A 12,622-nucleotide genomic window follows, 5' to 3' on the forward strand; every position below is an offset into this window, starting at 1 on the left:
GAGGATTTATCCAAATAACGCATTTTGCCGTTGATGGACTTTCCGACCATGAGAACATGCAGGTCGATAACGGCGTCGTACTCGCGGCAGGCGCCAACAGTTATCAATATTAGTTACCTGAAAATTAAGCAGCAATACATATGTATGCTTGGCGAAGTACTGATTTTACGCACAATGATGGCGTCCATTGTAAGGTGCTACAGCCGTAGAATGAATGTCATGGCACAGATTTCAAGAGGCCCAGCCACAGCTTTCTGCTTTACAGGACTTAATACCTATCTTTTTTGGTGTAAACACTTAAAACAGGAAAGTAATATGTGGCAGCGAGGCGAAACACTTTTCTTAGGCGCTACCGTAATTACCGCATTTGGACCCAACCCGGATTTTGGCGCCATGATAACTGGAGGGCATCCTTATAATTCAGCACCCGCAGATATTGCAGACCATTTATTGCCAATGATTATTGTATCTAACTACATGGATGAGGTGATCAAAACACAGGAACATGAAATAAAAAAGAAACACGCAACAGATACGGCGCACATCGACTCAAGCATTGATAAAATCATAAAAAACGCAGGGGGCAAGAGTGCCCCTATGAATGCTAAAACACCACCAGAAACGGTATCAAAAGAACTGAGTGTTGTTTCGGCAGCGAGCGCTGAAAGCCGCTCATTGGCCAACACTAAGCTGCAAGAAGCCAAGTCCTTTTTTGGTGAGAACCCCATTAAAGAAGCTGGCTATGACTTAAGAGACTTTTACTCAAATGGTTTGGCGCCAGGCCCACACCCTAACTATAAACTCCTCAAGGATTGGGCCACTGCTTATAACGCGTATAAAACTTCTCAAGTCTATTTGGAAATGGCGAACCGGCTAAAAGCGAAAGAGGATGCACTCACCGCTATAACAGCTGAACAAAGCCGTATTGCCGCCGAAGCCGAAGCACAACGCGTGGCAGCTGAAGCAGAGGCCAAACGCATAGCTGACGAGGCCGAAGCCAAGCGTGTCGCTGATGAGCAAGCTCGAGTTGCAGCAGAAGCACAGCGAGTGGCGCAACAGCAAGCCGCGCGTCAGGCTGTATTCAGGACCGCAGGTACATTGGCCATGCCTGCAAATGCCGCAGCGATCACAGTCTCGGGGCAAGGGCTGATTCAAGTAGGTGAAGGTGCTGGCGCTTTGGCCCAGGCTATTGCCGATGCCATTGCGGCACTGGGCCGAATTGCCGCAGCAGGGCCTGGCGCATACATCGCTGCATTTGTCTCATTAGGGTTGTACTCCCCTGCGACGGCTGACGGTTCACAGGATCGTACGCCTGACCGCATTCGCTATGGTTTTGGCCTGAAGGCGGAGCAGTTGGGGCTTGCGCCAGGTGCCGATCTGCAAAGCATTGCGTTGGCTCAAGGTACCGTCGAACTGCCATGGCGCCTGACCAATGAAGCCAAGAGCGATCGATCTGTTATCTCAGTGGTCAGTACCGATGGTGTGAATGTACCCAAGGCGGTTCCCGTACGGGCTGCAACGCTGAATCCCACGACAGGTCTGTATGAAGTGGTGCTTCCCACCACGATTCCTGATCAGCCGCCAATTACGCTGACGTGGACACCCCTTGATGCGCCGGGGAGCGAGAACCCATCAAGTACAACAACACCTGCGGTACCTCAAGAAATCCCGGTCTACACCGGCACCACGCTGCAACCGATCACCGTTGAGGCTGAGCCCTATCCTGGTGTAACCATTACCCCAGATGATTTGATCACCTGGTTCCCAGCAGAGTCAGGGATTGCACCGGTTTATGTGATGTTCAGCGAGCCTTTGGATTCGGGAGTCTTTACCCGTAGACAGCTCCAAAAGAAGTTTGACAGTCATAAAGAAGACTTCGGTTTTGAAGGGCAAAATGCCACCAATCAGACGCTAACAGAGTTTAGAGATAAAATACTTACTCACCTTAGCGATCCTGCGACTATTGAGAAAGGTACTTTTCACTCCGAGCCGAACTCAAAAGTATATTTTAATTCCGATAGCAACTTAGTAGTAATTGTTGGAGCTGATGGAATGTTTATTTCTGGATGGCATCTTGAACCAGGAACCCGACAATACAAAGTTTATATTGATACAGGAGTATTATGATGAGCGTAGCGTTGATTGAGCTTGCAAAAAAACTAACCACATCTTCTATTAGCGGGAAGGATTTTACTGCAACTTTTTTTGAACAGTGGAGGTCTGAAGGTAAGTCGGGGATTTTAGCACAAGATGATGATCATCTAGGCGATTGCCTAAGACTAATGTTCGGTCTTGCTGATAGTTTTACAGACGGCCCCAAAGATCGCCCTACAGAACTGACAGAGAGTGAGCTAAAGCAAGAGGTAAGCAAGCTTCTCAGTACATATGGTTATATTTAATTAGGAGAAAGACTTTAGTTAGTTTTGACCGCTTGTAGTTATGTAGCTGTAAAGTCATGATGGAGAAAACCCGGCTCAAGCTGGGTTTTTTTGAGTTCAACTTGACAAATTAATCATCTCTGCATACCAATCACTCTTGCTGGTCGTATTTTTAGGTATACATAAAATGGTGCATCTAGAAGAAACCAGTTCTGGGGAGATTTTCTATTACTGGTACGTTCAATTTGATACGCCAATATGTGAACACTCAACATGATACGAGAGAGTAGAAGCCGCCATGTTCGTTCGTTCTTATCTTCGTGCGTCGACCATCGAGCAAGACGCGAATCGAGCTAGTACTGCATTGGAGCAACTCGCGACTGAACATGGCCAGCTCATTGCCAACATGTATACCGAGAATGCCAGCGGCACCGAAGCGAATAGGCCTGAGCTTCTTCGGCTGCTCAAGGATGCACGCAAAGGCGATGTGCTCCTGGTTGAAAGTATCGACCGGCTGTCACGCATGGAAGATCCTGAATGGCGAATGCTCAAGGCAACCATCGACTCAAAAGGACTTCGTATTGTCGCGTTCGATCTACCCACCAGCCACCTGGCATTAAGAGTCACCCAGGGGGACGAGTTCACCAGCCGCATGCTTGGATCAACAACATGATGATCGAAATGATGGCTCCTATTGCTCGTAAGGATTATCAACAGCGCCGTGAGCGACAAGCTCAGGGAATTGCAAAGGCCAAAAGCGCCGGGGCCTGCAAAGGTCGACCTATTGATGCCGATTTGCACAAGCGTGTACGGGAACTGCTGTCCGCCAACTTAGGCATCCGAGCAACCGCCCGCCACGCCGCTTGTTCAACAACGACCGTTCTCAAAATCCGAGATCAGCTTCAACAAGCTAAATAGCCGATTTATATGACTCCTCTGGCGTAGCGCCGTCCGATTTGATGGGTGTCAGCTCAGGCCATTGCGGCCACTGCAATCGGCTTAACGTGCTTTATTTTCCGTTTTCTTAAGAGACCCCTTAATGTGCTTTATTGTCCGTTTTCTGAGGCTCCCCCTGAGTGAGTTCACCGAAGGTCACTTGCCGCTTTTGATATTGGTCCACACCCGGGTGCGGACCCGGTCAATGTTCAGCGGCATGGCCTCGAGCGCAAACAGCTTGTCCATCATCTCTGGGGTTGGATAGACCTTGGTGTCAGCCTTGATTTCAGGGCTGACCAGGGCATCGGCCTGCTCGTTGCCATTGGCGTAATGCACATGGTTGGTGATCCCGGCCATCACGTCCGGGCGCAGCAAGTAGTTCATGAAGCTGTAAGCGGCCTTTTCGTCCGGCGCATCGGCAGGCATGGCGACCATGTCAAACCAGATAGCGGCACCTTCCCTGGGAATCCCATAGCCGATTTCGACGCCGTTATTGGCCTCTTTGGCCCGGGTTTCGGCCTGCAGAATGTCTCCCGAAAAACCTACTGCCACGCAGATATTGCCGTTAGCCAGATCACTGGTGTACTTCGATGAGTGGAAGTAGCTGATATACGGCCGGACCTTGAGTAGCAGCTCTTCGGCTTTCTTGTAGTCGGCCGGGTTCTTGCTGTGATGGGGCAAGCCCAGGTAGTTGAGCGCCGCAGGCAGGATTTCCGGGCCATTGTCGAGAATCGCCACCCCGCAGGACTTGAGCTTTTCCATGTTTTCGGGCTTAAAGATCAAGTCCCACGAGTCCACCGGCGCGTCGTCCCCCAGCACCGCCTTGACCTTGGCGATGTTGTAGCCAATCCCGGTGCTGCCCCACAGGTATGGAAAACCGTGCTCGTTGCCCGGATCGTTGACCTGCAGTGCCTTGAGCAGCACCGGGTTGAGGTTTTTCCAGTTCGGCAGCTGGCTCTTGTCGAGCTTCTTCAGCGCCTTGCCCTGAATCTGGCGCGCCATGAAGTGGTTGGATGGAAATACCACGTCATAACCGGATGACCCCGTCATCAACTTGCCATCCAGCGTTTCGTTGCTGTCGAACACGTCATAGCTGAAGGCAATGCCGGTATCACGCTGGAAATTCTTCATCGTGTCGGGGGCAATGTAGTCCGACCAGTTATAGACCTTCACGGTCTCGGTGGCCTGGCACAACGTACCGGCGAGCATCAGGGGCAACAGGGCGACACGGATCATGATTCGATTCCTTGCATGTTTTGGGGCAGCTGTTTTTATTGGCAGGTTTCGGCGATCAAAGGATCAATACATACGTCTTGCGCACGGTTTCCTGGATATCCCAGATTCCGGTGCTGTTGGCAGGCAACATCAGTGCATCGCCCGCTTCTATGGTCAGGGTTTCACCCTTATCCGGGGTGAAGGTGCAGCGGCCTTGAATAAAGTGGCAGAACTCCTGTTCCATGATCTGGCGACGCCAACGGCCCGGGGTGCATTCCCAGATACCGGTTTCGACGCCGTCGTTACGCTCTACACAGGTCACCGAGGTGACCGCAACCGGCGTGCCCAGCGGCACGGCGACGGGAAACGACTCTTGCAGCTGCACGTGGGCGGTGTTCTTGAATTGCGTGATGCTCATGGGACGTTCCTGTTCTACGAAAATGTCGGGTTAACGCATAAAGCCTTCCATAAGCCCGGCCATACGGCTGGCAAATTGCCGACGCCAGGGCGGGCTGTCTGGGTTGGCCAGGGTTTTGTCTTCGTACACAAAGCTGCGGATGATCGCGTTGTAACCCAGCCAGCGACAGGGCTCCGGCTCCCAGGCCTTGAGTGCGCCCAGCCCGCCTTCGGTCAACACCCAGGGCTGTCTGACCTCAAGGGTGTCACGCTGCAAAATCAGGTCGGCCAGCGTGCGCCCGCCCAAGTGGCTGGCGCCCACGCCTTCTCCGCCGTATCCGCCTGCCAGGGCAATGCCCTGCTGGCGATCACAGAGCATGTGCGGCTGAAAGCGCCGCGACATCCCCAGATTGCCGCCCCACACATGGCTGATCTCTACATTTTTGAGCTGCGGGAACAGCTCGCTGAACAGATAGCGGCGCAGTTCGATTTCGCTCTGGCTGAGGTCGAAGTTCTCGCGCAACCGCCCGCCAAACTGGTAACCGCCCCGGGCCCCGAACACCAGGCGGTTGTCCACCGTGCGCTGGCCGTAGGTAACCTGGCGACTGCTTTCGCTGAAAGCCTGCCCCCGGGCCAGACCAATCTCGTCCCAGATCGCGGACGATAAAGGTTCTGTGGCCACCATCAGGCTCTGTACCGGCAATTGATAGCGCCCCAGGGGCGCCAGGGTGTTGGCATAGCCCTCCACGGCAGGTACCACCCAACGGCTACGTACCCGGGCCTTGGCGGTGCGGGCAAACCCTGCGCGCCACTCAGTCACCGGGCTTTGTTCGAAGATCCGCACCCCCATGCGCTCAACGGCGCGGGCCAGGCCGCGTACCAGTTTGGCCGGGTGGATGGTTGCGACATGCGGTGTGAAGATCCCGCCGTAAGGCTTGGCCACACGGATCTGCTGCGCCAGTTCGGCCGGGCTCAGCCAGCAGTAGTCGGATTCGTCCAGGCCTTCGGCGTAGAGGCTGGCCAGATAACTGCGCAAACTGGCCTCTTGCTCGGGGTAGCGCGCCGCGCAAAACAGTGCGCCCCCTTTACGGTAATCGCAGTCGATGCCTTCGCGGTCGATGACGCTTTTCACGGTATCGGGAATGCCGTGCAGCAAGTCGAAGGACTCGCGACGCTGCTGCGCCGGCAACCCGGCCAGCAAGCGGTCTTCGCCCAGCAGGTTGCCCATCAGCCAGCCGCCGTTGCGGCCCGATGCGCCAAAGCCTGCGGTTTGCGCTTCAACGATTGCAATGCTCAGTTCAGGGGCATGGCGCTTGAGGTAATACGCCGTCCAGAGCCCGGTGTAACCGGCTCCGATAATGACCACGTCGACATCCAGATCGTGCTCAAGCGGCGGCCGGGGTGCGAGATCTTCCCCGAGCTGGTCCATCCATAAACTGATTGAGCGCCATGCTGGCATTACCGACTCCACACCGATCCAAGAATGGGTCGATCCTAGTCGCTGGCCTCAGGGCGCGTCTTGCGTGCGTGCCCGCAAAGAAATTTGTTTGGCGTACGCCTTGGGCGACTGCCCGGTGTGCTGGCGAAAACAGCTGTAAAACGCGGATATGGAGTTAAACCCCGCCGAAAATGCCAGCTCATCGACCTTGACCGCGGTGCGGGCCGCATCCATCGCCGCCAGTACATGACGCAGCCGTGCCTGATTCACATAACGGTAAAAGCTTTGCCCCAGTACCTGGTTGAGCAGATACGACATCTGGTTGCGCGTATAACCGCAAGCCCTGGCCACTTCCTGCAGGTCCAGTTCGGGATCGAGCCAGGGTTGTTGCTGCTCGAAATAGGTTTGCAGGTCCTGGGCCATAAAACTCAGCTGCCGGGCCGAAAGTCCCAGGCGGCTGACCGCAGGCCGCAGCGAGCCTTGGCCCGCCGGGTTGGGCGCGGTTTCGTGGACCAGTGAGGCGTATTCGTTGACCTGCCAGATCAGCCCGTCGCGCACCGTGATGGCTTCACTGGCGCGGAACGACACCAGCCCCTGGCTGCCGCGCAAGGTCATCCGGTACTGAATGAAGGCGGTATTACCATCCAGACGAATGCGATCGCTGTGTTCGAGCGCTTCGTCCGGCTCTCTGGGCATGGACGACTGCACGTACTCGCGCAGCTCATCGAGGGCCATGGCCCGGTTCTGGAAAAAGTCGTTGTAGATCACGTCGGGGTGATACAGCGCCATCACCCCGTCCAGATCACGATGCTTCCAGCACAGGTGGTAGCGCATCACGGTTTCGCCGGTGGCGCGGGTATGTTCGGGGCCGTCGTCTGGGGCTGACATAGAACGCTCGAAAACAAAAAACCAAGAGTGACGCGTTTGTTCGCGGGCCTCAATGGGGACGCGGCGAGGCAAACGCAGAAGGGAAATCAGCTAAGTGCATGATTCATATCAAAAGCCAGTCAAACAAGTGGCCATGGCAGGAAAAAATGCTTAGCACCCTCGCTTTTGAATGCTAGGTTTGAACACGAAACACTTTCAAACACATGCGGTCAGCGTTAACCGCACGACACCTTGAGCTAAAGGAATTGCTCTATGCACCTCATGGACAGCGTCAACAGAATCACTTTCCCGAATGCCTGCCAACTCATGCGCTGGCATTTCCATCCGATGGGCTTCGAAGCAAGCATGGACGCACCGGGCAGCATGATTGCCCGCCTGTTTGACCGTGCCAGTGGCGAAACCGTGATTGCCATTGCCGGCATCCCCTGCGCCACGGTCATGAGCCTGGGCCAGGTGGGCCGCATCATCCAGGCCGTGGAAGACGAGCTTGAAAGCTTCGTACCACCGATGACCTGGCAGGCTCAGGCCTGAATCAGAAGGCTGGGGCCCACAGGGTTTGTGCTGTTCCGCACCTAGAATAAACATTAGGTTATTGATTTATATCTTTATAAATCAGAACCTTAACTCAATATTCTAGAAACAGAATCAAGCCCATAAAACAACTTATGGGCCATTTCCGCTACCTCAATCCCCTGTTGCAGTGCCTTCTCGACGCGGGTCAGCACCGGCGACCCATCCGTTTTCGTCCCGGGCAACTTATGGGCCATTTCCGTGTACCTCAATCCCCTGCTGCAGTGCCTTCTCGACGCGGGTCAGCACCGGCGACCCATCCGTTTTCGTCCCGGGCAATGATCTGGGTGCCACTGGTCATTTCGATCAGGGATACCTCATGGCCACGGTCCTTCAACTGCTGCACCAGTGCGGGGCTGACCATGCCGGCTTCAAGCTCGGTACCGACATTGCGACTGCCGAAGTTGGGCAGACTGATTGCGTCCTGAGGGTTCAGTTTCCAGTCCGCCAGGCCAACGACCGCCTTGTTGACGTACTCGATGATCTGAGAGCCGCCAGGGGAACCCACCGTGGCAACCAGTTCGCCGCTTTTGCGATCGAACACCAGAGTCGGGGCCATTGAAGAACGCGGGCGCTTGCCTGGCTCGATACGGTTGGCGACAGGCTTGCCGTTTTCCTGCGGGACAAACGAGAAGTCGGTGAGCTGGTTGTTCAAGATGAAGCCATTGGTCATCACGTGCGAACCAAACGCGGCTTCGACCGAGGTGGTCATCGAGATGGCCCCGCCCTGATCGTCCACCGCGGCTATCTGCGAGGTGGAAATACGCAGCGCCGACCGGTCAGGTGCCAGTGCCAGGTTAATGCCTGCTGGGATACCCGCCTCGGCACGCCCCATGCTTCTGTCCCCGATAAGCGCCGCCCTTGTGGCGTAGTAGGCCTTGTCGGTCAGCCCTTTCACATTGACGGGCACAAAGTCGCTGTCCGCCAGATAAAGCGCCCGGTCAGCATAAGCCAGGCGCTCGGCCTCGGCGATCAGGTGAACTGCCGAAGCAGAAGGCTCCACGCCTGTGCCCGTGCTGCTCGGCACCGGGGGCATCCTGGCCAGGTCCAGCGCTGGCGAGGTGTGCTGGAACGCCTCGAGAATCCCCAGCGTCTGTAGCACGGCGACGCCACCCGAAGACGGCGGTGGCATGCCGCAGACGCGCCACTCTTTGTAGTCACCGCACACCGCCTGGCGCTCTTTGGCCCGGTAACCGCTGACATCCGCCAGGGACAGTGTGCCCGGGCGGGCGTGGGCGCCGACTTTGTCCACCATCGCCTGCGCGACCGCCCCCTGGTAGAACGCATCTGCACCGCGAGTGGCAATAGCGTCAAGGGTGCGGGCAAGTTCAGGGTTTTTCAGCAAGGTACCCACGGGCAAGGCCTGCCCTTGTGGCGTCAGGAAGTACCTGGCCATTTCCGGTGAACCGGGAATGAATTTGTCAGCGGCGATCTGGGTATGTAACCGCTTGGACACAGGGAAGCCCTGAGTGGCCAGTTGAATGGCAGGCTGGAACAGGTCACCCCAAGGCAGTTTGCCGTGTTGCTTGTGGGCCATTTCCAGCGCTCTGAGCACGCCCGGCACGCCCACCGAACGCCCGCCTATCTGGGCCTCCGTAAACGGTATCGGCTGGCCATCAGCCCCCAGGAACATGCGCGTGTCGGCCCCTGCCGGGGCCGTTTCGCGACCATCAAAGGCCTGAACCTGCTTGCCATCCCAATACAGAATGAAAGCACCGCCACCGATGCCACTGGCCTGCGGCTCGACCAGCGCAAGCACCGCTTGCATGGCGATCGCCGCATCAATCGCAGACCCGCCCTTGCGCAGCATCTGCTGCCCGGCAGCGGTTGCCAGCGGGTTGGCCGCTGCGGCCATATGGCGAGTGGCGTGTACCGGGACCATGTCTGAGCGAAAACCCGAGGAAATTTCGGGCGCAGGCGGCAATGCAGAGGTTTTATGGGGCGCCGAGGCCTCTGTACCGCATCCACTGAGCCACAGGGCCAGGGCTGATACACCGATCACGCCGGCACTGTTGTTTTTGGCACGCAAGTTGTTGATCAAAATGAGTTCCTTTTACTGGCAGTACTGCTGATTGTTGTTATTCGGGCGTCACCCGCCATTGGAATTGCTGACGCTTGACGGGGTGCGCAAATCTTCAAAGAACGCCTTGCCCTGAGGTATCCGGTCAGAGGCTTTGGGGACGTTGGGCCCTTGAGCGTCCTGGTTTTCCAGATACCAGTAGCAATGCTTGACCGCCCGGGTGATGCCGACATACGCCAACCGCAGAATCTCGTCCTTCTGCGCGCTGTCGTAAGGTTCCGGGTCGCCGTCCTTGCCCAGGCCCGCCATGCGGTACACCTGATTTTTGTAGGGCGAAGACGTCAGGTGCTGGCAGTCGCCCAGCAAGAACACCGCATCGGCCTGCAAGCCTTTGGAGCTGTGGTACGTCAGTTGCTTGAGCCTGCGGTCGGCAGGCGCCAGGCTGGAATCCAGATTTAAAACTGACTGAATATCCTTTTCAATCAATAGCTTATCGCTACTTTTTCGATACAGCATTAACACGCTATCGCCGGCGTTGTAGTGCTCGGTCAACCGGGCAGCCAGGCCCTGATCGTCGCGATGCAGGACATTGACCGGCACGGGCGTCTTGGGCTCGCCGCTGGCCTTGGCCCGTTTGCCGGCAATGGACGGCGCGGCGCGCACGATATGTTCTGCGGCATCGATGATGTGTTGGTGACTACGGAAGTTGTCGCTGAGCATCACCCGGGTGGTGGCGGGCGACGGGAATTCCTTGTTGAACTCCATGAAGTATTTGGGCGAGCTGCCGCGCCAACCGTAGATCGATTGCCAGTCATCCCCCACACACAGCAGCGAAGAACGCTGGGCACCGCGCCCTACATGCATCGCCGGGCCACGGCTGCGAATCTCGCGCAAGCTGGCCCGTAACCAGGAGACGATCTGCGGCGACACGTCCTGAAACTCATCGATCATCAAGTGCGACAGTGGCCGTAGCTGCTCGTGACTCAGCAGTTTGAAGTTCTGCGGGGTGTTCTCGCCAAACAGCGAGAACATGCGGTTGTAGGTCATGACCGGCGGGGTTTGCGCCAACAGATGGTCTTCCAGCGCTCGCCAGTACAGGCTCAGGGCTTCGAAGAAGAAACGGTCCGGATCGTCTTTGGCAAAGCGCATGTCCGCCACGGCCGCCGCCACGTCGAGCCCAAGGTTTTCGATAAAGCTTGCCGCCGCAACAAAGCTGTCGAGCAACGGCGCTGAACCCAACTCACCCTTGAGCTTGTAATCAAACCCCGGGCCGGCACTGGCGCCCCCTGCCAATGCGCTGATAACGCGCTTTGCAGAATCGTAATTTTCTAGCCATATCAATGGTTTATTACAGAAAGCTCGAAACAGGGTCCGTTTAACCGCCCACTCGGCCCGCACACTGAGCTTGGCGCCGGGGCGGCAAATCTGCGGGTTCTCCCGTGGGTCGAAACCCAATACCACCCAAGCATCAAGCTCGGCAATGTAGCCGTGGCAATGGAATGACGAACCATTGATTTCAACTGTTTCGCGATTGGGTTCGATGCCCTGGATCGGCCACGCACCGGCAGCAAACCACAGATCCTCCAGGGTGTCGCAAAGCTCTTCGTCGCGCCTGGCGGCCAGTTCGGTCACCGCCATGCGCTTTTGCACGTCGGGGTGGTCGCGCTCCAGCTCCTTGAGCTGCAAGGCATGCCGGCACAGCGGTGCCAGTGTCTGGCGAAAGCGCTCATCACGGGTGTAAAGGCTGTGGTAGCAAGCATTGAGCTGCTGACGCTGGGCGTCGTTGATGCGCAAATCGAACGGGTTGCTGTCGCTTTCGTCGTCGTTGAACAGGCTGCGCGTGTTCAGGGTCTCAAACGCCTGCAACTGGCCGTAGCCGGGCAAGCTGCGCACCATGGGCAATATGCGCGAGTGAAAGGTGCGCACCACGTCACGGGCTTCCTTGAGTGACAAGGTGCGCCCCCACAGGGCAAAAATCTCCTGCAGTTTGCTGATGAAGTCCTTGCGTGATTCGCGGGTGAAGGTCACCACGGTCATCGAGCCAAGTTCAAAGCCCAGATAATGGGTAAGCAGCAAAATCCGCAGCACCAGCGACGTCGACTTGCCTGCCCCGGCACCGGCGACCACCGAGGTTGACGGTGTATCGCTGAAGATCATCTTCCACTGCGCAGCACTGGGCTGGGCATGCCCGGGCAGGATTGCAGCCACGTCGGCCTTGATTTGCTTTTTCAGTTCGGGGCCCAGGGGCAGCCGCCAGTCATCGAACAAGTGGTCATCAATACCGGGGGCCCGCAGTTCCTGCGCACGCAAGTCGCTGATAAACAGGACCTGACGGCCCTCTTCCAGCCCTTCGGCGTGGCCCTCTGCAAAGCCGTAATCGACCCCGGCGCTGTGCCCGCTGCGAAACCCGTCAGCCTGGCCTTGTAGCCAGGACGCCCCATGCCGGGCGCGCAAACGGCTCAGGCCGCTGCCAAACAGTCGGGCAGCCAGGCGCTTGAGCAGGGGCAATTGAGTAATGGGGGCCAGTTCTTCAGGCAGATCGGGATTGTGTTGCGGCACGCTGACTCCAGGGTGTGAGGCTGTCCGGGCGGGAGACTATGGTCGCTGCATTAGGCTCAGAGATCTAGCTAATTGCTTGGGCATCAGCCATTTAGAGCTTCCAGTGAAGGTAAATGACGATTTACTGACCTGCAAAAGCATCTATTTATTTGATTGGTTTTACGCATTTTTTAAGCTTTTTATCGATATGTCACTGATGGAGAATCATCCCATCATCAACCG

General features: G+C 56.5%; 9 protein-coding genes and 1 pseudogene. 4 read left to right on the plus strand and 6 right to left on the minus strand.

Going from position 1 to position 12,622, the window contains the following annotated elements:
- Window positions 1-219 precede the first annotated feature (219 nt).
- The 3 genes and pseudogenes from ACZRMS_RS17970 (at window position 220) to ACZRMS_RS17980 (ending at window position 3,296) form a co-directional block, all read left to right on the plus strand.
- A complete protein-coding gene (locus ACZRMS_RS17970) occupies window positions 220-2,127 on the plus strand; it encodes an S-type pyocin domain-containing protein (protein ID WP_463996384.1) in 1,908 nt (635 codons plus the stop codon).
- Window positions 2,127-2,399 (plus strand): colicin immunity domain-containing protein, encoded by a 273-nt coding sequence (locus tag ACZRMS_RS17975; RefSeq protein WP_463996385.1) that lies wholly within the window; start codon window positions 2,127-2,129, stop codon window positions 2,397-2,399. Before ACZRMS_RS17970 ends, ACZRMS_RS17975 begins: the two co-directional genes overlap by 1 nt.
- Before the next feature lie 277 nt (window positions 2,400-2,676).
- Window positions 2,677-3,296, plus strand: a pseudogene (locus ACZRMS_RS17980) (recombinase family protein).
- A 174-nt stretch (window positions 3,297-3,470) separates the two neighbouring features.
- Here the strand turns inward: ACZRMS_RS17980 and ACZRMS_RS17985 are convergent.
- Genes ACZRMS_RS17985 through ACZRMS_RS18000 form a run of 4 tightly spaced genes read right to left on the minus strand, consistent with a single transcriptional unit; the run spans window position 3,471 to window position 7,251 of the window.
- A complete protein-coding gene (locus ACZRMS_RS17985) occupies window positions 3,471-4,550 on the minus strand; it encodes a polyamine ABC transporter substrate-binding protein (RefSeq protein ID WP_463996386.1) in 1,080 nt (359 codons plus the stop codon).
- Window positions 4,551-4,605: 55 nt separating this feature from the next.
- The gene (locus ACZRMS_RS17990; protein ID WP_463996387.1) at window positions 4,606-4,947 is read right to left on the minus strand and encodes a cupin domain-containing protein; all 342 of its coding nucleotides are present in this window, start codon (window positions 4,945-4,947) and stop codon (window positions 4,606-4,608) included.
- Window positions 4,948-4,977: 30 nt separating this feature from the next.
- Complete coding sequence (locus ACZRMS_RS17995; protein ID WP_463996388.1) at window positions 4,978-6,384, minus strand: NAD(P)/FAD-dependent oxidoreductase; 1,407 nt, start codon at window positions 6,382-6,384, stop codon at window positions 4,978-4,980.
- Between the two features lie 48 nt (window positions 6,385-6,432).
- Complete coding sequence (locus ACZRMS_RS18000; RefSeq protein ID WP_463996389.1) at window positions 6,433-7,251, minus strand: helix-turn-helix domain-containing protein; 819 nt, start codon at window positions 7,249-7,251, stop codon at window positions 6,433-6,435.
- Between the two features lie 252 nt (window positions 7,252-7,503).
- On the opposite strand from ACZRMS_RS18000, the gene ACZRMS_RS18005 reads away from it, so the two are divergent.
- Window positions 7,504-7,782 carry a DUF1652 domain-containing protein gene (locus ACZRMS_RS18005; protein ID WP_463996390.1) on the plus strand — a complete coding sequence of 93 codons (279 nt, stop codon included), beginning with the start codon at window positions 7,504-7,506 and terminating at the stop codon, window positions 7,780-7,782.
- Between the two features lie 247 nt (window positions 7,783-8,029).
- Here ACZRMS_RS18005 and ggt read toward each other — a convergent pair whose 3' ends face one another.
- Window positions 8,030-9,862, minus strand: coding sequence for a gamma-glutamyltransferase (gene ggt / locus ACZRMS_RS18010; RefSeq protein ID WP_463996391.1), 1,833 nt, complete (start codon window positions 9,860-9,862; stop codon window positions 8,030-8,032).
- 48 nt (window positions 9,863-9,910) lie between these two features.
- The gene (locus tag ACZRMS_RS18015) at window positions 9,911-12,400 is read right to left on the minus strand and encodes a UvrD-helicase domain-containing protein (RefSeq protein ID WP_463996392.1); all 2,490 of its coding nucleotides are present in this window, start codon (window positions 12,398-12,400) and stop codon (window positions 9,911-9,913) included.
- Between the last annotated feature and the right edge of the window lie 222 nt (window positions 12,401-12,622).

This window comes from Pseudomonas sp. B424 (genome assembly GCF_055408345.1).